General features: G+C 54.1%; 23 protein-coding genes. 3 read left to right on the top strand and 20 right to left on the bottom strand.

The genetic code is table 11. The features are described 5' to 3' along the window. Window positions 1–512: 512 nt before the first annotated feature. The gene (locus BLR20_RS08365; protein ID WP_235810024.1) at window positions 513–1,271 is read right to left on the bottom strand and encodes a PhzF family phenazine biosynthesis protein; all 759 of its coding nucleotides are present in this window, start codon (window positions 1,269–1,271) and stop codon (window positions 513–515) included. Between the two features lie 637 nt (window positions 1,272–1,908). On the opposite strand from BLR20_RS08365, the gene BLR20_RS08355 reads away from it, so the two are divergent. Next, window positions 1,909–2,316 (top strand): DUF3742 family protein, encoded by a 408-nt coding sequence (locus BLR20_RS08355; RefSeq protein WP_046267061.1) that lies wholly within the window; start codon window positions 1,909–1,911, stop codon window positions 2,314–2,316. A 59-nt stretch (window positions 2,317–2,375) separates the two neighbouring features. Here BLR20_RS08355 and BLR20_RS08350 read toward each other — a convergent pair whose 3' ends face one another. The 17 genes from BLR20_RS08350 to BLR20_RS08270 form a co-directional block, all read right to left on the bottom strand. Further along, the gene (locus BLR20_RS08350) at window positions 2,376–3,908 is read right to left on the bottom strand and encodes a conjugal transfer protein TraG N-terminal domain-containing protein (protein ID WP_054994247.1); all 1,533 of its coding nucleotides are present in this window, start codon (window positions 3,906–3,908) and stop codon (window positions 2,376–2,378) included. Next, window positions 3,905–4,279 carry a hypothetical protein gene (locus BLR20_RS08345; protein ID WP_054994246.1) on the bottom strand — a complete coding sequence of 125 codons (375 nt, stop codon included), beginning with the start codon at window positions 4,277–4,279 and terminating at the stop codon, window positions 3,905–3,907. The genes BLR20_RS08350 and BLR20_RS08345 overlap by 4 nt, the downstream gene beginning before the upstream one ends. Before the next feature lie 2 nt (window positions 4,280–4,281). Then, window positions 4,282–5,673: an integrating conjugative element protein gene (locus BLR20_RS08340; RefSeq protein WP_029572036.1), complete on the bottom strand. Its 1,392-nt coding sequence runs from the start codon at window positions 5,671–5,673 to the stop codon at window positions 4,282–4,284. After that, the gene (locus BLR20_RS08335) at window positions 5,670–6,608 is read right to left on the bottom strand and encodes a TIGR03756 family integrating conjugative element protein (protein ID WP_024960184.1); all 939 of its coding nucleotides are present in this window, start codon (window positions 6,606–6,608) and stop codon (window positions 5,670–5,672) included. Before BLR20_RS08335 ends, BLR20_RS08340 begins: the two co-directional genes overlap by 4 nt. Beyond that, window positions 6,605–7,078 carry a TIGR03757 family integrating conjugative element protein gene (locus BLR20_RS08330; protein WP_074594597.1) on the bottom strand — a complete coding sequence of 158 codons (474 nt, stop codon included), beginning with the start codon at window positions 7,076–7,078 and terminating at the stop codon, window positions 6,605–6,607. Before BLR20_RS08330 ends, BLR20_RS08335 begins: the two co-directional genes overlap by 4 nt. Window positions 7,079–7,359: 281 nt before the next feature. Continuing rightward, window positions 7,360–11,718, bottom strand: a complete 4,359-nt coding sequence (locus tag BLR20_RS08325) for an NACHT domain-containing protein (protein ID WP_054994244.1) — start codon at window positions 11,716–11,718, stop codon at window positions 7,360–7,362. 674 nt (window positions 11,719–12,392) lie between these two features. Continuing rightward, window positions 12,393–13,091 carry a DsbA family protein gene (locus BLR20_RS08320; protein WP_054994243.1) on the bottom strand — a complete coding sequence of 233 codons (699 nt, stop codon included), beginning with the start codon at window positions 13,089–13,091 and terminating at the stop codon, window positions 12,393–12,395. Then, the gene (locus BLR20_RS08315; protein ID WP_054994242.1) at window positions 13,088–13,387 is read right to left on the bottom strand and encodes a hypothetical protein; all 300 of its coding nucleotides are present in this window, start codon (window positions 13,385–13,387) and stop codon (window positions 13,088–13,090) included. Before BLR20_RS08315 ends, BLR20_RS08320 begins: the two co-directional genes overlap by 4 nt. Further along, window positions 13,384–16,392, bottom strand: coding sequence for a conjugative transfer ATPase (locus BLR20_RS08310; RefSeq protein WP_074594595.1), 3,009 nt, complete (start codon window positions 16,390–16,392; stop codon window positions 13,384–13,386). The genes BLR20_RS08315 and BLR20_RS08310 overlap by 4 nt, the downstream gene beginning before the upstream one ends. After that, window positions 16,392–16,847, bottom strand: coding sequence for a TIGR03751 family conjugal transfer lipoprotein (locus BLR20_RS08305; RefSeq protein WP_074594593.1), 456 nt, complete (start codon window positions 16,845–16,847; stop codon window positions 16,392–16,394). Before BLR20_RS08305 ends, BLR20_RS08310 begins: the two co-directional genes overlap by 1 nt. Then, window positions 16,825–18,309, bottom strand: a complete 1,485-nt coding sequence (locus BLR20_RS08300) for a TIGR03752 family integrating conjugative element protein (protein ID WP_054994241.1) — start codon at window positions 18,307–18,309, stop codon at window positions 16,825–16,827. The genes BLR20_RS08305 and BLR20_RS08300 overlap by 23 nt, the downstream gene beginning before the upstream one ends. Then, window positions 18,299–19,222, bottom strand: a complete 924-nt coding sequence (locus BLR20_RS08295; protein ID WP_054994240.1) for a TIGR03749 family integrating conjugative element protein — start codon at window positions 19,220–19,222, stop codon at window positions 18,299–18,301. Before BLR20_RS08295 ends, BLR20_RS08300 begins: the two co-directional genes overlap by 11 nt. After that, entirely contained in the window at window positions 19,219–19,887 is a 669-nt protein-coding gene (locus BLR20_RS08290; RefSeq protein ID WP_054994239.1) for a PFL_4703 family integrating conjugative element protein, read from the bottom strand. The genes BLR20_RS08295 and BLR20_RS08290 overlap by 4 nt, the downstream gene beginning before the upstream one ends. Beyond that, entirely contained in the window at window positions 19,884–20,276 is a 393-nt protein-coding gene (locus tag BLR20_RS08285; protein ID WP_054994238.1) for a TIGR03750 family conjugal transfer protein, read from the bottom strand. The genes BLR20_RS08290 and BLR20_RS08285 overlap by 4 nt, the downstream gene beginning before the upstream one ends. A gap of 15 nt (window positions 20,277–20,291) precedes the next feature. Then, complete coding sequence (locus BLR20_RS08280; RefSeq protein ID WP_054994237.1) at window positions 20,292–20,657, bottom strand: TIGR03745 family integrating conjugative element membrane protein; 366 nt, start codon at window positions 20,655–20,657, stop codon at window positions 20,292–20,294. Window positions 20,658–20,676: 19 nt separating this feature from the next. Beyond that, a complete protein-coding gene (locus BLR20_RS08275; RefSeq protein ID WP_054994236.1) occupies window positions 20,677–20,916 on the bottom strand; it encodes a TIGR03758 family integrating conjugative element protein in 240 nt (79 codons plus the stop codon). After that, on the bottom strand, window positions 20,913–21,275 hold the full coding sequence (locus BLR20_RS08270; RefSeq protein ID WP_074594590.1) for an integrative conjugative element protein, RAQPRD family: 363 nt from the start codon (window positions 21,273–21,275) through the stop codon (window positions 20,913–20,915). The genes BLR20_RS08275 and BLR20_RS08270 overlap by 4 nt, the downstream gene beginning before the upstream one ends. A gap of 250 nt (window positions 21,276–21,525) precedes the next feature. On the opposite strand from BLR20_RS08270, the gene BLR20_RS08260 reads away from it, so the two are divergent. Beyond that, window positions 21,526–22,473 (top strand): DUF2971 domain-containing protein, encoded by a 948-nt coding sequence (locus BLR20_RS08260; RefSeq protein WP_235810023.1) that lies wholly within the window; start codon window positions 21,526–21,528, stop codon window positions 22,471–22,473. 57 nt (window positions 22,474–22,530) lie between these two features. Here the strand turns inward: BLR20_RS08260 and BLR20_RS08255 are convergent, their stop codons facing one another. Next, window positions 22,531–22,845 carry a DUF4177 domain-containing protein gene (locus BLR20_RS08255; protein ID WP_054994234.1) on the bottom strand — a complete coding sequence of 105 codons (315 nt, stop codon included), beginning with the start codon at window positions 22,843–22,845 and terminating at the stop codon, window positions 22,531–22,533. Between the two features lie 167 nt (window positions 22,846–23,012). Between BLR20_RS08255 and BLR20_RS08250 the strand changes: the two genes are divergently transcribed. Next, entirely contained in the window at window positions 23,013–23,444 is a 432-nt protein-coding gene (locus BLR20_RS08250; protein WP_017699417.1) for a hypothetical protein, read from the top strand. Between the two features lie 23 nt (window positions 23,445–23,467). Here the strand turns inward: BLR20_RS08250 and BLR20_RS08245 are convergent, their stop codons facing one another. Then, the gene (locus BLR20_RS08245) at window positions 23,468–24,925 is read right to left on the bottom strand and encodes a UvrD-helicase domain-containing protein (protein WP_054994233.1); all 1,458 of its coding nucleotides are present in this window, start codon (window positions 24,923–24,925) and stop codon (window positions 23,468–23,470) included. Between the last annotated feature and the right edge of the window lie 7 nt (window positions 24,926–24,932).

Raw genomic sequence — 24,932 nt, 5'->3', positions numbered from 1 at the left:
CTCCATCGTTCGATGGTTTTCGGTCTGTCGGCCATCTACACAGAACGTGGTTTGACCCAGCGCCTTACGATGCTGCTGATCGAATACGTTTTTACACACTCTGGGCCCAAAGCGGACGCTATCCGCAGGCAAAAATTGGCGCAAAGCTGCCTTGCGATGCTGGCCGGGAATATTTCATCAACCGTCCATTGAGCGCGGCCGTGTGCTGCGCTCAGGTCGGAGTAATAGATCAGGGCACAAACGTAGCGTAAGAGGCGACTTCCGAGCTACGAATGCAGGAGGCTGAAATCGGCGATCTGGAAGATGCCAAACAGATGTCGTGGGCTTGAATGACCAGATATTTTGCCCGGGTCGGCTGACTACTGAGAGCCAGTTCCGCTGGGCTGGCGTTATCAGCTTGATGTGCTGGGCAGGTCATCAGAGAAGGAGGCTATCTAACTGCGACTACAAGCCTTGGGGAACCGGTGCCTCGGGCAATCGGAGATCCAGAGCTTTCAGCTTTTCTCGCATACTCATACAGTTATCTGTGCAAAACTTACTGTACCGCCGAGCCAGCAACCCTGAACCTGACCCTCTGTATCCCGTCGAAAGCGCAACGAAATCTCGGAGGGGCGGCCCATTGCCCAGCCTTGGCGAACCCGGACAGGACGTTCGTCTGCGGTCACCAAGCCGTTTTCCAACAGCCCAAAAGCCAGTGCGGCTGCGGCGATGCCGGTGGCTGCGTCTTCGGGATACCCAGATGATTTCGGGAACTGCCGCGCATTGAATTGCCGGGCGTCAAGATCTGATGTCGCGTAGGGATACAAACCAGTCGAACCGATCATTTCGCACAATTGCTCAATTCTGCGAAAATCTGGTCTCAAACCATCCAGCACCTCAACGCTTTTGAGTGGAATCAGGGTTTTGATCCGACTGGTGGCGGCATTCTGAATCGGCAGGGAAGCCAGTTCATTGGAACTGATGCCCAAGACTGAAAGGATATCCGCTTCGACCTCCAGTGCTGAAAGCGTTTCGACTTGGCCTTGAGGCTGGGTGATCTCGACTTTCACCGCTTCGGAGCAGTTGCGCGACACTCGTGCGTCTACGCGACCGCTTAGGGTCCAGATCGAGAGTTGATCCTTGGATAGCATCCCCAACTGATCCAGCAGCCACACTGCACCAACTGTGGCATGTCCGCACATTTCCATTTCGTGGTTAGGTACCCAGAAGCGAAAGGCATAGTCGTAATCGGTGCCAACAGGCGGTGAGCATACGAATCCGCATTCATACAGCCTGCATGTCTGTTGCGCTCATGCAATCGGCACAAGCCACGGTAGGTGCTAGATTGCCGCCGCTGCGAGCGGCAGGGAAGACGTTGACCATGTGAACTTCTGGTCTCATTTCGTAACTCCTTGAGCGTCCGATAATGCCGGTGTAGCTGCGTCGACGATTGCATTGGTGAACACCGCTTTCGGGTCGAGGCTGACTGGCTCGGCCTCAACGGCATTCATGAAACTGATGTTTTTTCGATGCCCGACAATTCGACCCTTGGATGGCCGGATAAGATGGCAATGAAGCTATCCATGCCGCATCGAAGATCGCTGCCTCGGTGTGCGCGAAATACGGCCGCACGGCTTGACGGGCCTTGCCTGGATCTGTTGCGATCAGATGCTCGGCACGCCACAGGGCTTTAACCATAATGCAAATGGCTGGTCAAGTGGGGTAGGGATCAAGGTGCGGATGCACTTGTATCACTGGAACAGTATTTCATTTGAAAACACTGTCGAATCAAAGGCCCAAGCGGTCTGAATCAGTTGGTCAGCTGTTCGTCGGAAGCTTGATTTCTAAGGGGAAGTAGGTTGAATATGGGGCTGGATAAGTCTATAAATGATGTCAGAACGACATGTTTTACTGAGTCACGAGGTGGCTATGAGCACAGTTAAAGTACCAGGCAGCGCTGCAATGCGGATCGGGCAAAGCCTGGGACGTGGTGTGGCTGCAGTTTTTCGCTTGGAAAAAGCATTGTGGTCATCGTTGCTTCGTGCCGGTTTGCCTCGGCCGATTATTAGCCCTATCAAGTGGATCGTTCGCGTTGCAATGATCGGTGCTGGTGCATTCTTCGCTGCGTGGGGGCTTTTGTACGTTTTGGCGATCGTGTGCTTTCTTGCAATAGCTATTGGTTTTGTCACCAACCCTGGGATTGAGCGCGCGTTGCGTGGTTCACAGCTCGTTCATTTTGACCAATCCTCGGAAGATGCATCCGGTGCTAGTGAGTCGGGTTGGATGAGTGGGCCACAAGGTTATGGCTACTACGAAAATGGTTTGAAACAGCAGTGAGCTAATAAATAGGAGCCCAATGCCAAGTGCTGGTAACTCGGCATCGATGATCCTCATACCTATTTCTTCATCTGCGACATGATTATATTTGCACCGCCTCCTCCAGCCGATTTTGCGTCCCTTGTGCCTTCGGTCAAGCCTTGCATAAGGCCGCCGATAGTCGCACCTCCCCATCCCAACGCGAGTACCCAGAAACTTGGGAGCACAATGAACATTGCGCCCATCACAAAGTCCAGCAGTAAGTCTCCTTGGGCATTGCTGGCCCCAAACACTGGGTCAAAATTGGAGTGGGGGACGTTGTTGCCGATCCCGTTACCATAAAGGGCGTCTAAAATTGTACTGTCCACCCAGCGTGCTAGCTGGAACCAGAAGTCGACAAAGATTAAAGCGAACGCAGCAAAAGTAATCGTCATCACGACTTTCAAGTCGAACGCCCCGATCACCAGTACAAACGGAATGCAAATGATGAGAGCCATCTTCAGGAAGGCCATCACCATGGGCGCTGCTTGCCTTACACTGTCCATGGCTGGATACATCACAAGAGATCCTGCTGCCTGACCAGCTGTAGCTGCAAGGCGTGTGAAGTCATTTAGCACAGAGCCACCGACTTGACCGCCATAGTCTGAATAAACCTGACCCTGGGTCAGTTGCTGCTTCCTCGGAGAGACCAGATCCCGGATGACCGAGTCGCTCACTTCGGTCTGGGTCATGAATTTTGCCCACTGAGCAAGCTTGCTCAGCATATCTGGACTGACCTGTTCCAGCAGCCTGGCTCTGAGCCCGACGCTTCCATCCGACCACCATTGAGTGCATGTAGGAAACCCACCACCACCAGTGGTTTGTGGCAGGCCCGCGTCCCGGGTTGCGTCATAGGGCCATTTGTTTCGGGGAGTGTGTGACCTGAACCCAGAGAAACCATCGCTGTAATAGCCGGATGTTTGCAGGAAGAAGTGCGAACCGATCCAATTGACGTCGTTGAGTTGATCATTGCTGAGGGTAGGCTGGGTCATGAACAGCTTTGCGCGTGCACGTGCGTAGCAATCGTTCGTGAAGTCAGCGACCTCCTGGGCAAGCAGAGGATCATTGATGCGGGCCTTGTTGACGTCCATCCGGACCTGTTGCAAGTCCACTCCACAGGGAATAGCTGCGACTGAGGCCGCAGTTGCTGCCTTGGACATCGCATGCACAAACAGCCACCAGACGGGCACTGTGGCGCTTTTACCGTTCAGCGTACTGAAGGATGTTTCCCAGCCTGTATCAGTTGGATTGGGTATTGAGTATTGGCATTGCTCTGAGCGGCTTCGGTCGAACTGGATGGTATCAATGCTGACGTTTACCAGAGGCATGCAAGCCAGGATGATGACTAGGATTGCCGTGTAGAACCGGTTTTCTACTCGGGCCAACGAGAGGACGCCCTTGTTGCCCTCATCAGCTCCCTCACCGCGGGCTCTGAGCCATTCGCTGATGACAATGGCGGCAAAGGGGGCTGCGAAGAGCCCGCTGTCCTCGATCATGTTCCAGATGCCGCCGTTTATGAGCCATCCGACCAACGTCAGGTAATACTCAAGGTAGTCATTCGTGTGCAAGATCATGGCAGGTCAACTCCCGCTACAGTGGCGGCGCGCCGAAGCTCGAAAAGGAGAATGACGAAGATGGCCATGACCTCGCAGCGACGAAGCCCCGAGGGGAATAGATTTGTGTCTGATGCTCGCTGTTTAAGGGTGCGCCTTAGCCTGTACCAGCCGAGCCCTATCGCTGCATAAAGCGACAGCCGCCAGGCCAGCATGTAGTTGTAGTGTGCTTTTTGCCATTCCCTGAACTGCTCAACATCCCCAAAGAAATGTGCGATGACTGTCATGAAAATCACAGCCAGAACAATGGTCAGCAAGACCGGCCAGGTTAATGACACGAGCGCTTTCGCGCCCCTACGCAGCCACCCCTTAGCAACCGGCAATGAGTTCATAGTCAGTTACCTTTTGCAGGGTTCTGCAGCTGATCGAGGCGGTCGGGTGTTGGATCGCCTTGAAAGATGCCTTTGGAGCTGTCCTTACGGCTCTGAGCCCTCTGTAGGATGGCTGTCGGTGAGTTGCTGGCCAAGCTGCGACGCATATCCAACTCGGTCTTGAGGTTGTCAATTTCCTGTTGCAGGCTGCTGTTCTGCTGACTGACCGCCTGCAGGGCCACATCGTTGGCCGCAATGTTCGGCTCTTTGCTGCCGGTGAACATGGTGCGCTGAAGCAGTAGCGCTTTGCCGAGAACCTCAGATAACGCGACCTCTGAAGCAAGACGTTTTGCGAGGATATCCTGGTCATGCTCAGTCCTGAGTGCCTCGACCACACCACGGGTAACAGGCAGAGAATCGCTACTCGCTGCAGTCAAGTTTTCCGAGGTGAGCGCTTTGCTGCCCGAGATCAATTCCTGCAGCGCCTTGAGCTTGGAGTCGTAGGATTCCTGGATGAGAGGAGTGAGCCCGACGCCGGCGGTGGAGGTTGTTTTGGTACAGTCCTCACAAGTGCGTTGTTGTTGCTCTCCCAGTACACGATTGGCGAACGTGGTGGCTGCCTGAGGCGAGGACCAGGTGGAGCACACCATGCCGTTGTTGCAGGCCGACGGACTAATGGACGATGTATCGGCTGCGCCGCGTCCGTTCAGCAAGTTGTATCCCGCACGAGTAACGTCACCTACGACCTTGATAGGTTGCTGGCCAGATCCGCCGGCCTTATTTCCTCCGAGCCAGGTGATACCGTCATTCCCTCCCTGCTTTTCGACCTGTGCAACGGCTGAGACAGCATCTGTGTTCCCGTTTTTCACCGCCTGACTCATAGCCTGGCCCTCGGCGATCTTGTTCCAGCCCATCTGTCCTCCAGCGACATCGAGCATCTTGTCAGCAATGGCACGACAAGTGCCTTTGGAGCGGTCGAAGTCAAGACGACCCTGCAGAATGCCGTTGGTGAGCAGGTTGTACAAAGCCGGGTTAGCCCGCTGGATAATCAGTCCTGGTAGTGATGAAACGGCGCTGGTAGCGTTCGAGATCATCGACCCCATGATCGTCTGAAATCCGGAAGTTGCTCCATTCAACTGATTCTGGAGCGTGTTGTTCATACTCATGTTTCCGCAGACCAGGTTGCTGTTCCAACCTCCGCCGATGCTGATGCTATCCATATTCCCCGCCGTACCCATCGTCACAGCGTTGCCGCCTCCAACGCTGTAGAGCACGTCGTCACCGATCACGCTGCCCGATGAGCTTGCATTGATTCCCGGGATTTCGGCGAGAGCAGTATGGGCTGTCAGGGTGCTCATGAATGCAATAGTCAGAAAGGCAGCGCGGCGCATAGTTGAAGTCCTCTTGATCATCATTGAAAGTCCGTACTGCCAAGAAAGGTTTGTCCTTCCCGCTTGCAGCAGGAATACGGGCGCCATAACGCCCAGGCGTAGCCACCATCGGTTGCCTGCACACGGGGCTGGGAGTTTGGAAATACCGCGCAGCTTTGACTGAGGGTCGGCGTGAGCTCTTGCCACTTACCGGTGGTGGCGTCGGTCTCGATCAATTCTCCTGCCGGCCAGTAGCCTGGCTGCGGCTGTGCCAGAAGCGGTTGATAGACATGAACCTGACCGCTGCGAGTGACCACGTCACCTGCACGCTGCGCGATCACGGATGCCGCCTTGTAATCGTCGGCTTGATGGATAAAACCACTTCGAGGGTAGACGCTTCCCCACATGTCCCCCGACGTCAGACCACCCACCTCTCGACGGCCGGGAATCAGTGCTTCTGGATACACTGATTCTGGAACGCCGTAACGCCAGGCGACAGTGTCCAAAGTGCTCAGCAGGTAGGGCATGTAGGGCGTGGCAGCACCCTGGCAGGCATAGCCCGAGGCGCTGGCAAACTTACTGAATGTTGCTCCTCCGGGGTGGCCTATGACGTCAGCGTTTTTGAATTTGGCCAGGCTATCTTCGTTGTTGTGATTGGTGGTTCCGTCACCACCATCCTGGGCGTACGAAGTTGATGAGCTTAACGAAGAAACCTCAACCCACGGGTTTTCACCGGTATTCGAGTAGCTTGAGACCACGGCGTCTGGAACGAAGTGACGAACCTTGGTCGACGTCTTTACCTTGCATCCAAACGGAGTGCAGAGCAGCCAGTAGCAGATTCCGACCACCTTGTACTCCAGGCAGTCAGGCGACAGGGTTGAGGCGACCAGGGTGGCAGATGTCACCGTGCCCGCTGCTGCCGGCCAAGTTGAGATCGACAAGGCCAAGGCTGCCCACGCTGGAGGCTTTCGCAGGTTCATCGCGGGGCATCTCCCTGGCCAGATGCGTTCTGATGTTTGGCGGCGGCGCGCCACTGGGCAACGCGATTTTCAGCCGCCGTAGCGTTGGTTTCGCCGTACACAACAAACTTGCGGTCGACCACCACTGCAGGTACCTTCGTTACCCCCATGCTCCAAGCGTCTACGAGATCTTGTTGAGATAAAGCCAGATCTCGTTGCAAGCGCTGCGCATCGCTGCTCTTGAGGCGTTGCTGCATGATTGCGATGGCTTGTTGCTGATTAGCCGGCAGTCCTTCAGAGAGCTTGGCCTCAAGCCTTTCTGATTCGTCCAGGAGGATCAGCCGGACACGTGCCGGTGCCTGAACTGGGTGGTTCCGGTCAGTAACGATCCACGTCTCCGCGTTCGCGAGGGGGACCTGTATGGCCGCAATCAAGATCAGTAAGGCCATGTGGTTCTTGCAGCTGAGACGGTAAGGTCTGGAGGGTGGCATTAGGCAGTACCTGCAGGTGGTGTCAGGTACAGAAAACGCGATTAATGAACTGTCGTCAGTAGGAAACCGTTATCAGGACGATTGAGGTTTGCGGACGACAGCAAGCTCAGACGGCCTTTCTATGCTGGGCTATCTCTAGTGTGTTCGTTTCGAGCTACGCCACACCATGCCTCATGGTTGACCAGCGTTTATAAACAGGGACCTACGCCTCGAGGCAGGCATGGAACCCTGCCTGCATTTGGCATTTAGGAATCTTTGAATTCAGAGTTCAAGTACTTGCGCTAAGGCTTGCTCTTCTGTCTTTTGAGACGCTTCCTGGACGGCGTTTGCGCGGGAATACCTCGTTTGGTGAGGTCCACTCCAATAACCTCAATATCTTCAACCTCGGGAAATTGGGGGGCGAGCTTCCTCCAGTATTGTTGCAGTCCTTCGATTAACTCTTCGAAAGTTTCGGCAACTTTCCCGGCGTCGAGCTTCCATTTTTTCCCCGGCTTCTGTCCGTGATACACCAGTAAGTAGACGCCATATTTAGAATGAATATCGCGGAGGTAGTCCCCGGCCAGCTGATTTTCCAAACGCTCCAGCAACTGGTCGCCGCTCCATTTCTCCGCAAGCTTCAGTTCAACCGGAACCTGAGCATCAAAGCCTTGACCGTGGAAGCGCAGGTCTGGACGCTTATCGTCAGCGAGTTGCTCTTCCTGAGGCACCGTGTAGCGATTTCGGGACCGCTCTCTGCACCAGTTGCCGATGTATTTGCGGATGTCGGTTTCTTGGAACGCTGGCTGAAGAAGTGACGCGATGCTGGAGTCGCCGTCTTCCAGTGAATGTTTAAGGTCTAGGAGCTGTACCACAGTCAGATCCCATAGGTCTCTATGGGTTGCGGGTGTGCGCTCCAGCCGATCATTGAATTCGCATACCTGCTGAGGGGTCCAGGGAGCCATATTCGCGTCGAGTGTAGCTTTTTCCTTAGCTTGCAAAGCCATCCAAGGCCGCGAGCTACTGTTGGGGTGATGCTTTGAAATTTCTAATAGGGCATAGAACGCCTCTTTGCCAGGGGTATCGCGAATGAATGTGAACAACGCATTGCGGGCATCCTGCGCGTCGTCTCTCAACTCCGGTGAATAAACTCCAGAGTTGGCACGCCGAATGTCACGTTCTTCATGGATATAGGTATTCATGAGTAAATACAATGCTTTCATATGGTCTATGGTGCGAAAAGCGTCGCGTGCCAATGCTCGCTCTCGACGACTGCTGACTAGTGCGGTAATGAAACGTATTGCGAAGTCAGTCGCACTTGCGTCATCGGGGATCGAAGATAGCCGTGCGGTGAGTGCTGGAATGGCCATATGAGGTTCAACGCCGACCCATGCTGCAAACCATAGCGGCGCTGTTGTTAGGTCCTTTGTGGCTTTCGCTTTGCGAGACACTAGTCCGATGATAGACGTTTGCTCCAAAGATGAACCTTGGATTATGGTCAGCATTTGGCGAAGCCGTTTAACGCTCTTCGGGGTAATTCTTAGACGCTCGATGAAGCTCTGGGCCAATCCATTCCATAACCATTCTCCAGCCCAACTAATATCGTACAACACGTAAGAACTGTCTGAATTAGGTTCCTTGATAGTCAACTCGAAATCGATTTCTTTGTTTAATATATCCAGCACCGCAGCTGGATATTCACGGTAGAGTCCAGGCAGCCAGCCCGGGAAACCGTTGAGTTCATGCAAGCCGTACCGAGTGGCCAGGACTGCCTCTTCGTGTGAGAGGGCTTTCAACCAACCTTCATCCTCCCTTGCTTCGATGGATAGCCCGACCAGCCCGAATATGACGCTGTAGAGCGTTGAGTTTTGAACTGCACCTTCGGAGCGCAGCAAAGGTTTGTACTCACGCCAGAACTCGACAGCGCCGTCGCGGAAGGCGGATGCAACGTCTTCTCCAAATTCTGGAGTCAGATCGCGCCAAGTTCTCTCGCTCCAATTGGAGGAGCCATTCGATGGTCTGCTCAGCCGCTCCAGCAAATAGCATTGGTACTTGTTGAACTGTCCTGGCACTTGAGGAGCTCTGATCAATGCTTTCTCGGCTTGTAGCCGTTCCCTCCATTGACGCTTGCGGCCATCCTTCACAAGGGCCCGACGCGCGGCTTTTCTTCTGAGGCGTTCGTGCTGCACAGCCCATTCCTGGGGGGGATTGTGCGGAGGATTTATCAGGTTTTGAAGCAAGGCTTCCAGAGCGTCGTCCCTTGGACATGCAGAAATTATGTACTCCAAAACATCACTACGCTCTCCGCTATCGCGGTAAAGCGAAAACGCCAGAGTCAACGCCACCGATTTGTCATCCGGTAACTCCCGATTTCTAATGTCTCCGCATATCCATACGAGATCTTTTTCGTCAAACGACCACAGATGACCGAAAATTCCTACCTGTGAAGAAAGGACTAGGGGTTGGAGCCCATGACTGTAAGATCTCAAGTACTCCCGCGACTCGGCTACGTCGTACCAGAACAATACTTGATTCAGTTCAGGCCAATTAGCTACGTGCTGCTGCAGTGACTCTACGATTCTGCTTGAATCGAGCTCGCCAACTTCGTGGAGCATTGGGATCTTACGCAACAGAGACAGCACTGGCTCACTTACAGCCGAAATAGCTCGGCTACTGATCAGTGCCAATATGATTTGGGCTGTAGGGTTGGTCAGCCACTGAAATCGTTCAGATATACTGGTTGTGAATGACTGCAAGAATGGAGGCGTATTTAGAAGTTCAAGCAGCCCTATAGCTAGATTTGCTAGAATTGAGGCCGGCCAGTCTGCTAAATGCTTAGAAAGCACTCTGGTCAAAGAGTCAATAATATATCGCTCTGCAGGAGCTGATTGCTCAAGCGCACGAACCAGCCATCTGACCGACTCTTCACTAGGCTCGAGCCAAGGTATTAGCTCTTGCAACCATTCTTGATGAAGCTCGTCAACCTCTTCAAGAATTTGTGTTCGTACATCCTGCCGATTTTTTTTAGACCCTATCTCTGACAAGGCTTGAAACGCCGCAACCCGAGTGCCGTGCAGGGGAGAGTTCAGTGCAAGATGCATTGTCTGTTCTACTGCTCCTGTCATTCGGCCTTGCCAAACCATCAGTAGTAGAAACCATGACGTGTCCTCGTTATGAACGAACTCAATTAGCAAGGCTTTGATCTCATCAGTTAGATCCGGCGCTGCAAACCGTTTGATAGATGAAAAATCAGTAATTGATCTGCTATACGCAGGTCGCGAGAGTTGCTTACAAGCGTCTCGTAAGATACGAATTCGAACCGGAAGAGGTAGCCGACTGGGGTCGCCGCCTTCAAATATGACCTCGGGGCAGAGACTACAAACATGGTCGAGGATCCGTTCGTCTTTCAGCACTAGCCAAGATAAAACCGGTCGCATCACGGGGATCACGACCTCTAACCCGTACTGACTTCGAAAAAATAGATTCTCTACTTGTTGGCGTGATGAGTCCTGTTTGAGGAGCTCACTTAGCCACTCTGCAGTCAGGTACTCTCGCACTGAACGGTGATGGAAGCGAACCGTACCGTAGATGCCTCCGTCGAAGATGGGTCGCTCCAAAAGCAGCTGACGCTTCGCATCATCCCATGAAGGAAGAATCTCTCGTATGTCTAGCCCTTGATCGTTGTGTTCCCCGTCGGGCGTTTGAATCGCTGACTGCTGACATAACGTTGCAGCCGCCGCAACAAGCCGGGCTCCTTTTCGCGATTGCAGTGGAGTGAGCGATCGAGCCTGTGCTCTGTCCTGATCACGCTCTTGCAAGCGACGATCAACGCTACTGCGCATCAGGTCGTAACGAGAGCCAATGGTGTGGTTAATTTTCCAGTAATCGATGAGTTCAATCAGGTCTTGCGGGCGTGTTGTCAGAGAGCCCGCATCCATAAGCTCAACCTGATTAAGAAAATCTTTGGGGGCTGGGACCTCCTTCGCACGGAGGAATGCGGTGATGTGATCACCATCTAGAGGCTCTAACGCGAAAATTTTGAATGGTGCGGCGGCATTTTGCTCAGGGGGATCTTCGCGGGATACGACGCCTAGCTCATCAGGTGCATCCTGTTCATTTGACTCGTATCTATGCACCTGGAAAGGAAATTTAGTTCGGCACAATATAAGGTCGGTTTTCACTCTCCAGGCAGAAGTACGTCCTGTGATGAGGATGTGGGCCTGCTGCATCACGCTTTTGAGTGTTAGGCTGAGACGCTTGATAGCGACCTCGAAATCCTTTGGATGTCGCAATCGTGCTTCATCCACCGAGTCCAATAACAACCACCCCTCTTCGCCACTTGCCAGCCATTCGTGAAACTCAGCGTGTGTGCCTTCTTCGAAGGCACTTTCCAGATCTGAGGTGATGGACTCTATTCGCATAAAAAAAGCGTGCTTGCCTGCATTCCTAAGTCTTCTGGCAGCATTTTGGATTTCAGCTGTTTTCCCCGCCCCGGCTTCCGACAACACAACGACTCGCGGTTCTCGAAGTAGGTCTTCCCAGCGAAGCGCGCTTTCCTGGCCAAATACCTGCGTCAACACTGTTTCATCGCTGGCAGCAGAGTCAAATTCAAGTTCACGAAATGTTCGGTCTACCGGGATGTATCCATCAGCCAGTGCTCGCATGGGAAATCCGTTTCTACGATATGGAGACGGCTAGTAAACACGATTTTCAACGGATGTGCTTCTCCAAGAGAAAACTATTTTCCGTATCCAGAATTCGCTCTTTTGGTCCGAATCTTGTCTCAAACACGATTCTGCCCACCAGGAGTCTTATTCAGCACGCCTGGTTGGAGTATTCTGTGAAGCTTCCATGAAGGTAAGTACTTATATCTGGCATGCCCGGCTTCAGCTACCGGATGAGATGCTTACTATCATCTCCCTTTTCAGAGTTGGGGATGTACGCATATAATTTTTGCGTGCAGTGCAGTGCAGTGCAGCAGCAGATCAGAAAAATCAGTATTTTTCGTCTGAATTGGTAGCGGCTTCGGAACATCCTTACAGGCTGTATAGAATATACAGTATCTGTACACTTCTATGGGGCTGGGCACATTATCAATGTAGTCACTACCAAAGCTATCGGGCTCGAAGATCTGGTAAAGATGCGACCTTTTCGCCCAGCATCGGGAGTCATGATCGCGCCATCCTTGGGGGCGTCTCATCGCAAATTCGCGACTAGTGAGTGGTGACATAATGATCGGGTTAGTTGCAGTGGCCATTCCATACGTAGCTCCAGCACACCCGACCTCGAACAGGGTGGCGTGAGCTGACCACTACTTCGCTTTTGAAGACGTTTGCGTTCACTTCTGAGCACCAGCGGTCGGCCCCGCTGCCAGCCAATCTATTGCGGAAAGAAGCACGTTACCGTCAGGTGCTCCCTGCAGCTTGATCGAGCGACCAGATTGCTTGTCCTTAATGACCAGCGTAGGGGTGGCTGTGATGCCGCCCTGGCTCGCCTTGTGAGCCTGGCTAATGACGGCCTGTTGCACAGACAGGTTTCTCGCAGCGCAGTTATCAATGAAGTGCTGTCGATCTTCAAGCCCAGGGATCTGCGGATTGCCAGCAGTTCCAGCACCGTTCGACCGAGTACGCTGATAAATCAGCTCGACTGCGAGCCAAAAAGCGTCATTGCCTCCCTCAATCCCCGCGCACTCAGCCCAACGAGCCTCATAGCTCGCTGCAGGCTCATGCATCGTCAGGGGCAGATGGTGCCACTGAAGATTCACGTCTGGATGCTGATCAACCCAGGCTTTAAGGTGTGGGAAGTAATCCTTGCAGTAGGGGCATTCCAGATCTGCATATTCGACGATGGTGAAACGGGCGCCACGGCTCCCGTATACCCATCCGCCACTATGTCTCTTCTGATCGGCTGCCGGCGCCACGGGGTCACCTGTGACGCCAGGGTTATTCTGAATCACCTCGGTCAGCAGAAAAGGTGAGATAGCCAAGGCGACCGCACCGATGCAGTAGAGGATTTGCCGGCGCGTCGGTCGCTTCATGCGGAGGCCTCTTTGTCGAGAATCTGTTTTGCCAGCAGCTCCTGATCCAGCAGCGTCAGAAGAGCTTTCTGAGCGCTTTCAGGCTGAGGGTGATGCTCAAGCCACTGATCCAGTGCTTTGTGCAGTTGGGACTGAATCTCTCGGCGATCTACCGCTACATGTTTGACGACTTGTAAGTGCTCGATCAATACCGGCGCGCAGATCTTCAATGCGAGCAGGGAGTCTTCCTGCGGGCACTGAAGTATTTTGGTCAGACTGTCGATCAGATTTTGAGTCAGGGCATCCATGGCTCTCATGCCAGGTTCTCCAATGCACGGGGTGTTGGGAATGTAATGTTCAGGGGCTCAATACCTCGTTTCCGGTCGAGATCTGCAGCTACTTCCAGGGCAGCTCCCAACTCGTCGACACCCATGGACTGCATCAGGTCGTAACGCTGTTTTTTCTCTTCAGGCTCGGTCATGGCCAATGCCAGGTACAGGCTCGGCGGAACAGCGCGAAACAGGACTTCCATCGATTTCGAAAGAACCACGCCTTCGGTGTATTTACCGCTCTCTTTGCGTGCTGACAGCATCAAGCCTTTCTGTGCAGGTGTGAGCTCACGGAAACGGGAGATCTTTTCCACTTCGTCAGGCGGCATGTTCAAGCAGATCCACCACTCGATCATGTTGAGCATTGGTGCAGTTGAGGGAGGAAAGTCATCCATGTTCTGTGTTGCCAGCCAGAACCAGGCCCCGAGCTTTCGCCACATTTTGGTGATCTTCATAATGTAAGGGGCGAGGAGGGGGTTTTTGGTGATGATGTGGCCTTCGTCTGTCACGTTGACAAGAGGACGGCCCTTGTACTGATCACGCTCCGCTATGTTGTTCACGGTGTTGATCAGCGAGATGTAAGCGATCGACAACTGGGCGTTGTAGCCCTCACGTGCGTAGGTGGCCAAGTCGACGATGGTCAGATCTGCCTCAGGCCAAGGCGTACCCGCACGGTTGAACATCTCCCCGTCGGCGCCCATGCAAAACATGTCCATGGCTTCGGCCATTTCAAGCATCCGATTGCGTCTGCCCTCGGGAATGGAGGTGTCTTCCCCGGCCGCGCGCAACGCATTGCGGACATCTTCCGTCAGGACGGTGCGATCGGCGTCGGAGCAAATTCTGGCCGCTGCAAGGATGCACTGTCGGATTACGCTGCGGTCAGCCCGGGTCAGCCGAGCTTCCTCTTTTTCCTCACCGCCGGTGATCATCAAACGGGCTACGATTTCCATCTCGCCGAGGACATCCCGTTCATCATCGTCTTCATCGGGCTTGGCATTCATGTCCTCGTCAGAGCTCTCTAGGTCATCAGCGTCCAAGGTCTTGACCTGGCTCGGAGTGTTTACCAAGCGAATGGCGTCAGCGAACGGAGCCAGGCTAACGCCCGAGTTCGGGGCCAGCTTGATCCTGTTGACTGTCAACCCAAGCTTTTTCGCGAAATCCCCGAGTAGGCCGAAACTGTTACCCGCCTCGACGATGAACAGGCGGGGAGCGTAAACCGCAATGAGCTGGTTGAGCAGGTTATTCAACGTGGCGGACTTACCTGCCCCTGTGGGGCCGAACAGAAACATGTGGGCATTCATCTGACGATCCAGCTTGTTGAATGGATCAAATGTCAGTGGAGCTCCACCACGGTTGAATAGCGTGATGCCAGGATGCCCAGTACCACTGGAGCGACCCCACACCGGGCACAGGTTTGCAACATGCTGGGCGAGCATCATCTGCACGTACCAGTCCATGGATCGCTTTTGATTGACGTCGAAATTCCCGGGAAGCCAACGCAGGTAGCTGTTGAGCGGGGCCACCTCGTCGTCAGATGCTACGGGTTCCATACCGGCACCCAGCAATGCGTTGGTCAACTGCATGCTGCGCGCGGTGAGCTGTGCTTCGTCATTTCCCTTGAGGTAAAAGGCGATGCTGCCTCGGTACAGCTTGTGCTCACGACCGATCAGTTTCCTGGCATCGTTTACCGCTTCGCGGGTCAGTAGTGAAGCCTGGTTGTCACCCACCGACTTGCGTGCCAGCTTTTCAAGATGAGCCTCCAGCACGTCTTGAGGTGTGATGACCAGGGTGATGGCCAACACAGTGTCCTCAGGCAACTTGTCGAACAGGGCATGCAAGGCATCACCGCCTTTACGTGTTTCGCCAGTCAGGTGGCCGGTCTTCGGGGCTTCGCGCAGCCGATCCAGCATGATGACTCTGTGAGGCTGGCCATCGAAGTACCACAAGCCTTTTTGACTGTCGGATTTTGGCTCTCGATAAAAGAGTCCCTGGGCGAAGTCGTCGCCAGTGACCAGTGGGAGATCCTCGCCTGCATCCTCTGTGCGTTTGTTCACCAGTTGAAAGAAGCGATCAAAGTCTTTGAGCGTCGTGCCCAGGTGATCAGGGTGAGGGTTGAACCACTGCAGGAGCCAATGTCGGATGTCGTAACCGTCCATCCGTTTGCTTTTAATGCCGGCGTTGGCCAGACCTCCTGTGAAACGCTGACAAATGTTGTCCAGGTGCATGGCAGGGGTTTGGCCACGGAACGCTGCATCACCGACTACCCGGCGATACACGACTACCCGCACGCGGCGCTGCTGGCCACGCCAAGGCAATTTTGAAACTGTGGTGTCTTCAAAAAGACCACCAGGTTTGGCGATTGCATCGAGGTGATGCTTGAAAAGATCCAGATACAGCTCCGAGAACGGGCTGCCTTTAGCCTGTGGTCGGATGTATTCACGCAGGTTACGAAGGTAGTCATCCCAGCTGGTTTCGTCCTTCGCGTAGAACTGCACAACCCAAGGTGAAGTATCGAGCTCGTCAAAACTGTTTTGCAGCGCGTTCTCCAGGGCATCGCGCACCTTGCGAAGCCATTCGGGATCACGGCCTTCAGTGCCGATCGGAGTCAGTTCGAAGAATGCTGCCAAGGATTTGCCATCCTCAAGCAGCATCGCTTGCTCAGCTGGCAGGTACTCAATCCATGGAAGGAGGTCGACAAAGCTCGGCTTGACGTCGTACAGCGCGGCGACGTCGCCAACCGTGGCAGGCTTCTGCTTCGGGTTTCTCCAATCGCCTGGCGCGGGTATGCCCTGATCCTCCAGTCGCTTCAGGTAACGTTCAAGGGCAGCATCCACATCGTTTTGATCTGAAGCTTTCAAATCCCCAACCAGATCATCCTCAGGCTGTTCAAGTTCGACCGCTGAAGGCTCGCTCAGCAGAGGGTCGCCCGCTATATCCGTCTGCGTAGCTGAATTGAGGGACGCGCGGCTTTTGAGCCGTTGAAAAAGAGTCATCAGTAGTCCTCGACCCGCTCGCCAGGCATGGCGTACTGCACACGCTGATAGAGAGGGAACACAGTGGTGTAGCCAGGGACTGGTGCTGGATCGGAGCCCGCAAGGTGCGGAAACACATACATGACAAGATCCGGATTGGGCAGTCGTTTGAACTGGCTGTAGATCTCGTTTTGAGCGGTACGGGTGTAGGCCGCGCTGTCCTGCAAAGGCTGGGTAGCGCCTAAGTCGATTGGACGGCGTAACTCCGAACGCGCATCGAGCAACTGCCGGCCACTAGCGCTCCCGGCCGAACCGGTCGTGCCTTGATTCCAGACGTCCATCATGGTGTTTTGACCATGTGGCAGCATTTGCTCTTTGTTTGTCGAGCATCCAGCCAGCAAGCCCGCAGTGAGAGCGCAATACAACAGCGCGCTGCGCGCTGACCCCAAGTGATCAATCCAGGTTGGCATTGGCATGGTTCGCTCCTGAGGCGTACTTGACCTTGCGGCCTTTGAGTTCGTAGTCAATTTCCAGCTCTTGATCGATGTGCAGCGAGACTTGCGCACCAGGCAGTACATATATGGCCGCGAACGCTTGTCCGTAGAGTTTGTTAACCCAGCTCGAAACGTCTGTGACTCCTTGGGTCAGGATCTTTCCCATCGCCTCGTTACCAGACAAACCGGTGCTACCCAGCGTCCCAGAAGCGTTCGAGACGTAAGAGGAGGTGCTTCCCTCGGTCTTGATCAACGATGCTGCTCCAGCACCGGCTGCGGTAATGAGGGCTTGTGAGCCGATGTACTGCTGAGCATTGCTGCGTCGCTCGCCCGCAATACAGGGAATGCCGTATGGATCACTGATCCAGCCCAGACCACCCTGGATGGGTTGTTGGTCTCCAGAGTTGTTCTGGTTGTTGTTCTGTTGATTCCCACCCTGAACCGGTGCTGGCAGCGTGCGGACAGTGCCGTCGGTAAACACGAAGGTCAGACTTTTGATCTGCCCCCGTACGCATGAGAGGGTCCAGTCGCCGGATGCTGTACCGCTGGCCACGGCACCCGCTACGTCGGGAAGGTCGATGCCATTGGCGGTCAGGTTGTCGGGACCGATCAGGACCTTGAACGGGTAGGGGTCATTAACCGTCCCATCAACAGGGACTCGCCCAATCAGCGCTGACATGGCCACAGATCCCATCAACGTCGAGTTCTGAGGCAGGGTATAGGCACGACGTACCTTCTTACGTTCCTGTTGCTGGCCACCCATGTCATCGCGGACAGACTGAGCGCCTGTTGTGAGCGCTTTCTGGCCTCGGTCTACGGACTCGCCGAAGGCTGTAGGAAAGCTGTGGGCGCTGGCTGGGACGCTATTGCCGGCAGTGATCGGTTTACCGTTGCTGTCCAGGGCCGTCGCGTCCTGTGGATCAATCCACACGATGTCTGAACCGCTTGTTTCCGATTTGAACTGTTGGCCATCACCAGGCTGAACACCCAAACCAATCGGTAGGTCCGAACTGGAATTACTGTTTTGTCCCATTCGGGTCAGTTCATCCATCTGTTTGCGCAAGCCCTCCAGCACGCTCTGCTGTTGCTGCTGACTATCCAGCTTGAACTGCTCCTGGGCGTTTTTAAGGCGCTGTTCGACGTTTTGGTCAACGTTTGCCAGTCGCTGTTTGAGCGTCTCGTTGTCCTGCTTGTAGGCATTGTTCTGCGCAATGACGTCTGTGATCTGTTGCTTGAGCTCGCGTCCTTCTGCGACGACCGTGCGCAGCGTGTCGCTCGGCGTGTCGCCTTCCACACCAAGAGCTTTGGCTTGCTCAGCCGTCAGTTTTGGAGCAGGGGTTTCGGTACTTGGTGCGGGGGCACTTCCCAGTGATTTGATGCCGACGATAATCACAATCAGGAGGAATGGAATCACCAGGTACTTGAGCAGCGGATTACCTTTCATGCTTCGCTCCTTGCGCTGCACGCGGGTCTGCTTGGGTCGCCGAGAATACGGCCGCCTGTGTCAGCCCGTGTCCCCGCGTGACCAGGTACAAGGTCGTGGTGTCACTGGCATCGCCGCGTGATCCAAGGTAAGGATGTTGAAACGCTGCAGTGACGAATTCACCCATGAGCTCGCGAGGGTCAAGCGTGATGCGCTGCGTCGTCTGATTCTGCAGCCTCACAGCAGTCACCCAATAATCATCCAGACGCCATGCACCTAAGGGTGTGGACTTCACAGGTAGAGTGGGAAGCAGGGTGGCCAGATCAAGGTTGCGCTCAACCTTCACCTGGGCGATGCCGTCTACAGGCTCAACGGTGCGCAATGGCGCATAGAGCATCTGGGCTGCATAGCGGGTGAGGACGACTGGGACGGGAGTTTCACGCTTGACCACTTCCTCTGGTTCATCGTCTTCATCGCTTGAACGGCTGGATGAGTCCGTGCTCTTCGCAGTGGCCTTGGCTGAGCGTGCTGTAGCAGCCCCTCCATAGCGTGCGGATGATGTTTCACCTTCGACTATCTTCACCGGCTCAAGCGGCGTTTGATCCGTAGATGCCTCTGTAGCAGCGATGTCGACCAGAATGATCTCACCGGTCTTGGCGTTCTGCAGCTGAAGTCGAGTTGGCTCTATCGCTTCCTTCGCATACAGGTAGATCGCGCCCCCCGTACTCTGCACCCGCAGCTTTTCAGTCAGCGAACGCGGGAGTCCAACACGAACATTCTGATCAACGAAGACGATGCGTTCCTGATTGATGCGCAGAGGAACGGCCAGCGGCAACCGCTCCCAGCGGAGAATCTCGACTGCCGAGGCGACTTGGACGTTGCCAACCAACACCGCCAGTAATGTCGAGCATGTGATTACCCGCAATACACTCATTTGAAGACTCCTTTCGACGGAGTTGCGGGAGCTTCAACATTGCCCTCGATGCGTTGTGGTGCGCCGTTGTAGCAGTCCCAGGCCAAACCGAAGGGATTGGTTTCAGGGTCGACGTCCATACGTACAACGTGGAGCGGATATCTCGCGAGGGCACGCTTGACCAACTGCCCGCCGTAATACTCGTCTGCTGTGATATCGAGCGTGACAGTCCAATCGTCGATAGAGTTGGTCACCGTCCTGATCTCTGGCGAATCTCCATAGCCTCGACCTGGAATTTCGTACACGCCTCGGACGCGCTTGCGTAGCTCACCGCTAGACCTGCGCAGTTCAAAATCACTCTGAAGGTAATGCTTGCAAGATGGCGTGATGTAAGCATCCAGACGGGTGATATTGGCTTGGTAGTCCTGCTCGCCGTCGACCGGCCACCGGTTCATTTGCTGAAAGATGTACAGGCCGAATGTGTATACCGATTGGGGAGGGACATCCCACCACATTCGCGTGCTTCCAGACCTCAGATCTGGCGGAACGTGAACGGTCAATTGCTTGGGGGCGCTCCACCAGCCGACACCGAGCCCGGCATTGATAAGCGCGAGCAATACAATGGCTATTCTCAAGCTTGTGATGTGGGCGCGTTGTGAGTCGGCCAACTTCAAGAAACGGCTCATCGGTGCTCGCTCCGGCGGCAAGTCCAGTTGCCTGATCGAAGGACCAGGTTGGCTTTGTTGAATGAGGTCGGGCCGAGCATCGCCGTTTGTAGCTGCAACCTGCGGTAGACCCATGTCTCTGGTCTACCGCGTTTAAGGCGTCGCAAGACCCTAGATGCGATGAGCATTCCCAATACTCCTCCTATGAGGGCGCATACCACCGGCATGGATGGAGTCACCATGAAGGCCAGCGGCAGACCAATCACAAAGCCAAACCCACCACAGCCAAATACAGTGACCCACATCTCGTCCGCCGTAAGACCGCCAATCACCACTGGCTGATTGTTCAATCGACTTGGCAGAAAACGCAGGGTGCCGTCTTCATGCTGATCTTGCTGGCGCTCAGTCATGGAAGCCTCTGCGACTCAAAGGATGTTGGAAGCTGTAGTGACCAGGTAGATCGTGACGCCAATCAAGCACACACCGACTATGGCAGTGCTGCCCAAGTCAGCCCATTTGGCTTTGCCCATATGGATTTCGTGGAAGACGCCAAGCGCATGGCGTCCGACCATCACGATGCCGTAAGCGCAGAGACACAACCCAAGTAGTGTGAAGCCATCAAACGCGTAGTTTTGAATCGTCTGTATGAAGCTGGTCCCCGTGCCGCGCGTCGGAGCCTGTGCGCCTGGTAGCGCTGCAAAAGCACTACCTGGGCTTACCGCCATCAGGACGATTGAGCGGCGGGACTGAAAAAGGGCAAATGCCTGGGAAAATAATCGATACAGCGTCATCTTTGTCTCCTTGGAAAAATCAACTCAACAGCATGAAAGTCATAATCATGAACAGCACCGCCCAGCGAGTAGCTGCTACTGCAGCCGCTGGAGCTGCAAGATTTCTTGTCGCCCAACCGCGATAAATGCTTGTAAACACCCAGACGCCCCACAGAATGAGGATGCCCATAGCAAGCCCGGTCCAAAGCGTGTTGCTGTTGGACGGTGAAAAGCCGGCAGCGGCCTGAAAGGCACTGATCTGGGTGGAGGACATCGTCATCGCGTGTGATCACCGCTGACGTTGTATTGGCCTGATATCTCGACTGGGTCGCGGGGCTGTGCCCGAGAGGGAGTCAGATAATCCTGCAGGCCTTGGCGAATGCGTGCGATATCGCTGACTAATCTGGAGTAATCCAGGTGATAGCGCTGGGCCGATTCACTGGGTAGGTTAGCGCTGCGCTGTGCTACGGCCTCAAGCGCATTGAGCTGGCGAATCATTACTTCCACGTTGGCTTGCTCGGAAGCCGTGCCGGCTGCTCGGGCATGCGAGGAAAGCAGCGGTGTGCATATGAGGACTGCAGACAGGCAGATCTGCACGCTTGAAAACGCTGGTTTGATCGCGGGGAGTTTGATTTTCACGTCGCGGGCCTTGGAAGCTGTAGGAATCTATGTCCACAGCATGACCAACGCCCCGGAAGGAATCAGTACGAAACCCTTTTTAGGTCTGAGGGGGTTTAGGTTGGCGTGCTAACTGCTCATCCGGCCAGAGATTCATTGAAGAAAGTCGTTTGGCGAGGCTTTAATGCACAGCATGCAGCGCTCTCAATGGTGGGTCGGAGCAGACATGCTGCTGAGAGCTTCATAGGGAAGGATTGGAGTTATTGATGTGATGGGTAAAGCACCAGCAAGCTTGTACAAATATTTAAGTTTCAGTGATCGTATGGTAGAGCAGCTGTACCACGGAAAAGTTTTTTACGCTGATCCAGGGACGTTCAACGACCCATTAGATTGCCGGCCTGTCGTAATCGCTGGTGACCAAAGCATTGAAAGACTGAAATTGCTTCTAAAGTTAATGGTCATTAGGCGCGTAGAGAAGGAGTCCTCTGCAGCGCTGAAACGCTTAAAGTTGAAGGGGCAGAAACTCGACTTGCACCGAGCTCGACTCGGGGAGACCGAGGTACAGGATGCTATCCGTGGAATAGAGTACATGGCGACGGATCCAGAGATCACCGATCAGGCAGGCTATTATCAACGTGAGCTGTTGATGCTGATTCAGAGTGAAGTAAAAGACACACTTGCCACGGGCGTTCTTTGTCTCAGTGCGAATGCGACAAGCCCATTGATGTGGTCACACTATGGGCAGCAGCATCGAGGTGTGTGCATTGAGTATGACACTTCGGATCTCAAATCGACGCGTATCCATAAAGTGGTGTATGGCAAGAGCCGTGAAATACTAGCCGACTCAATTCTCCGGTGGTTGCAGGATGGCGACGTACAGTCGCAGCTCGAGGTCGAGAGGGCCTCTCTACTCACAAAGTCGGGCGAGTGGAGATACGAGAAAGAATGGAGGTTACTCGCTCCCATCGGGTTAGACCGTAGCCCATTCCCTGTCAAATCCGTCACATTTGGTATGAACTGTCCTTCAGCAATTTTTGAGTCGACCATGTCGATGCTGGGAGGGGAAAAATCGACCATAAAATTTTGGAAAATAACCGAGCCTACGTCCAACTTTAAGCTCAAACGCGCGAGAATTCATTTCGACGACTCGATGAGACCTATGCTTGATCAAGATTATTCATGGCTTCTTGACGACTTGGACGATGCTCATGACGTTTAGGAGGCCAGCGACACTCCCTTCAAGTCATTTATCGCCAGAAAGCAGGTCGAAGTCCCATTATTCGACTTGCTGAATTCTCACGCAGCGTTTGAAGAAGAAAAGGAAGCCCGTACTGAGTGTGTAGCCAAGCGCCCAGCCCTGTGCGTTTTGGTTGCCAATCTGTTCACGGCCGCGATTTATCTGCTGAACGCTCACCAGCTCCCATCCTTCTCTGCCATGTCGATTCAATACGGCCAGAGTTTCTGGGTCGCTCAGATACCTCTCAACATCCGGCTGGGTCGTCTCATCTATCGACTTGAACATCAACATGCCGCTGGTCACGGTTTTGTAGGGCAGGGGGACGAAGGTCTGGGTGTATTCATAGAGTGTCATCGGATACCTACTGCAAGCAGATGGGGAAGGGCAGGTCATTTTTGCAGTCTCTAAGCGCTGGGCGAAGCGCCAAACCTATTCCATTTGGAAAATGGTATAGGTAGTGAGATATTTACTACGCCGGTCATGAGCCGGTCCACGCAGTTATTTTCAAAGGAAACGTAGGGATGCAGACGCTGGACTACCGCAATTTTGAGTACAAAGGCTTCCACTCCATGGGAGCATGTTTTGTTCGTGTGCGTATCAAGGATGACGGATCCCTTGTCTGTCTGATAGCTCAACTTCGTGACTACAACGGCACGTCCGTTACAAACGTTATTGAGGACATCATGTATGGTGTTGTTAAGCGTCTTGATTCTGAAAAAGCCCTTCCCAAGGCGCTTTCGTCAATGGATAAAATTCTTGAACGTTCTGTTTGGATCGAACGATATGCCCCCGGTCTTGGCATCTCACCAGACGGTTCGTGGGCAATCGTTACCCTTGATTCCGAACGTAAACCGGATTGGACACACGCGAGCTTTCAAAGCGTAGTAGCTCATTGCGGTGTAGAACCTGCCTTCTTAGATCTGACCGAAGAAGACTTGCGTCATAAGAGGTAGTTGATTGGGAATGGGGCAGCGCATCAAGGTTTCGAGCGCTGCTTCATATCTTTGAAGCGCTGCATGATGTCGATCACAAGAGAGTTGACGGCCAGAATCTTGATGGCTCGTGTGACAGCTACGTACAGAAGGTTCAGCTCATCGTCGCGTTTGCCGGCGTCGATGTCAGGGGAAAGCGGATCCGCAGAAAAGTCGTCATAAAGCCCAACGAAGTCCCACTCCAGACCTTTGGCTCTGTGCGCAGTGGTAAGGGTCACGGTTGCATCGAGCTCCGACGTGACAGATGCAGCACGCAGCTGCTCGATTCGTTGGGGCAGATCTGCGTAGTTTTCGATGATTTTGATCGAGCGCAGCATCTCAGGATCCTGCGTGGCCTTCGCTATCACGACATACTGGTCGTAATCGGCATAGTCGGTCAGCAATTTGCGCTGCTGGACCTGGTCATTCATATGCCGGCTGAAATAGAACAGGTCCTCCAGATCGCGCAAGGAATAGCTGTCGATCCCTCCGATCCACTGCATGCGGTGGTTTTGGTTGACCAGGCGCAGCGCGTTCTCGATCACACCGCTCACAGTACGGTGCAGGTAGGTGCGGTGAGGGAGATCGTCCGGTAAGGCTCGTTTCACCAACGTCGGCTGTCCCAGGCCTTGCAGGGGGATCTTTTCACCCTTGAAGGAAAGGATGACGTTGGCCACGTAGGCAACAGCCGGTCCAAATCTGAAGCTCTGAGTCAGGAAGTGCTTCTCGGCGTCCTTCATCGCCGGGCTGTTTAAAGCATCCACAGCGCCTCTGAACCGATACAGCTGCTGATGCCGATCACCTACAGTGACTTGAGTTATTGTTTGGATCTGGACCAGATTCGCGATTACCGGGTTCACGTCCTGCCCTTCGTCGAGCAAAATCGCACCGAAGCGCTGGCTCAGATCTGGCTGGCTCATCTGGTACAGCTTCAGATAGCCATCGTGCGTCATGGGGACTGAGCGATCGTTGATATCGACCATCTTCTGCCAAACGTCTCTGGTCAGGTTGAGCGCTTTACTCATGTACTGCTGCTGGACCGAGGTCAGTGTGCGGTTGCTCTGGAATCGCACAAAGTGGTCTTCCAGCAGCTCCAGATCCTTGCTGGCCATGAAGGCATTGAGGGTAGAAACGATATCTTTGGCCAGCTCCCAATCCTGGGTATTGATCGTCCTCGCGATGTCGGTCAAACGCAGATTGCCAGCCTGCTTCTGTTTGTATTGGCTGCCATAGACAGCGTAGGCGAGGCCGTGAGCTGTTTTGCAGGTCACATTGCGTGGAAAACGGTTCTTTGCCGCGATCTCAACGGCTTTGTTGTAGCAGAGGTAAAGCATTTTGACCGACGAGTTATGCGTGGCGTAACCGACGAGTGTTGTTGTCTTCCCGGTACCGGCAAACGCCTGGACCAGTAGTTTCTTCGCGAAGGAGTGAATAGCTGGCAGTTGTTCTTCTGTCCATTGCATGGAGGGC

Source organism: Pseudomonas congelans (assembly GCF_900103225.1).
Lineage (GTDB): Bacteria > Pseudomonadota > Gammaproteobacteria > Pseudomonadales > Pseudomonadaceae > Aquipseudomonas > Aquipseudomonas congelans.
This window is presented reverse-complemented; position numbering and strand designations above follow the sequence as displayed.

Excerpts from the sequence above, each read along its gene's own strand:
- BLR20_RS08255 (WP_054994234.1), bottom strand. The coding sequence starts at position 22,845 with ATGACACTCTATGAATACACCCAGACCTTCGTCCCCCTGCCCTACAAA.
- BLR20_RS08305 (WP_074594593.1), bottom strand. The coding sequence starts at position 16,847 with ATGCCAATGCCAACCTGGATTGATCACTTGGGGTCAGCGCGCAGCGCG.
- BLR20_RS08340 (WP_029572036.1), bottom strand. The coding sequence starts at position 5,673 with ATGATGATCAAGAGGACTTCAACTATGCGCCGCGCTGCCTTTCTGACT.
- BLR20_RS08280 (WP_054994237.1), bottom strand. The coding sequence starts at position 20,657 with ATGACGCTGTATCGATTATTTTCCCAGGCATTTGCCCTTTTTCAGTCC.
- BLR20_RS08260 (WP_235810023.1), top strand. The coding sequence starts at position 21,526 with ATGGGTAAAGCACCAGCAAGCTTGTACAAATATTTAAGTTTCAGTGAT.
- BLR20_RS08315 (WP_054994242.1), bottom strand. The coding sequence starts at position 13,387 with ATGAGAGCCATGGATGCCCTGACTCAAAATCTGATCGACAGTCTGACC.
- BLR20_RS08285 (WP_054994238.1), bottom strand. The coding sequence starts at position 20,276 with ATGACTGAGCGCCAGCAAGATCAGCATGAAGACGGCACCCTGCGTTTT.
- BLR20_RS08355 (WP_046267061.1), top strand. The coding sequence starts at position 1,909 with ATGAGCACAGTTAAAGTACCAGGCAGCGCTGCAATGCGGATCGGGCAA.
- BLR20_RS08295 (WP_054994240.1), bottom strand. The coding sequence starts at position 19,222 with ATGAGTGTATTGCGGGTAATCACATGCTCGACATTACTGGCGGTGTTG.
- BLR20_RS08350 (WP_054994247.1), bottom strand. The coding sequence starts at position 3,908 with ATGATCTTGCACACGAATGACTACCTTGAGTATTACCTGACGTTGGTC.
- BLR20_RS08335 (WP_024960184.1), bottom strand. The coding sequence starts at position 6,608 with ATGAACCTGCGAAAGCCTCCAGCGTGGGCAGCCTTGGCCTTGTCGATC.
- BLR20_RS08325 (WP_054994244.1), bottom strand. The coding sequence starts at position 11,718 with ATGCGAGCACTGGCTGATGGATACATCCCGGTAGACCGAACATTTCGT.
- BLR20_RS08300 (WP_054994241.1), bottom strand. The coding sequence starts at position 18,309 with ATGAAAGGTAATCCGCTGCTCAAGTACCTGGTGATTCCATTCCTCCTG.
- BLR20_RS08345 (WP_054994246.1), bottom strand. The coding sequence starts at position 4,279 with ATGAACTCATTGCCGGTTGCTAAGGGGTGGCTGCGTAGGGGCGCGAAA.
- BLR20_RS08250 (WP_017699417.1), top strand. The coding sequence starts at position 23,013 with ATGCAGACGCTGGACTACCGCAATTTTGAGTACAAAGGCTTCCACTCC.
- BLR20_RS08275 (WP_054994236.1), bottom strand. The coding sequence starts at position 20,916 with ATGACGATGTCCTCCACCCAGATCAGTGCCTTTCAGGCCGCTGCCGGC.
- BLR20_RS08320 (WP_054994243.1), bottom strand. The coding sequence starts at position 13,091 with ATGAAGCGACCGACGCGCCGGCAAATCCTCTACTGCATCGGTGCGGTC.
- BLR20_RS08310 (WP_074594595.1), bottom strand. The coding sequence starts at position 16,392 with ATGACTCTTTTTCAACGGCTCAAAAGCCGCGCGTCCCTCAATTCAGCT.
- BLR20_RS08330 (WP_074594597.1), bottom strand. The coding sequence starts at position 7,078 with ATGCCACCCTCCAGACCTTACCGTCTCAGCTGCAAGAACCACATGGCC.
- BLR20_RS08290 (WP_054994239.1), bottom strand. The coding sequence starts at position 19,887 with ATGAGCCGTTTCTTGAAGTTGGCCGACTCACAACGCGCCCACATCACA.
- BLR20_RS08245 (WP_054994233.1), bottom strand. The coding sequence starts at position 24,925 with ATGCAATGGACAGAAGAACAACTGCCAGCTATTCACTCCTTCGCGAAG.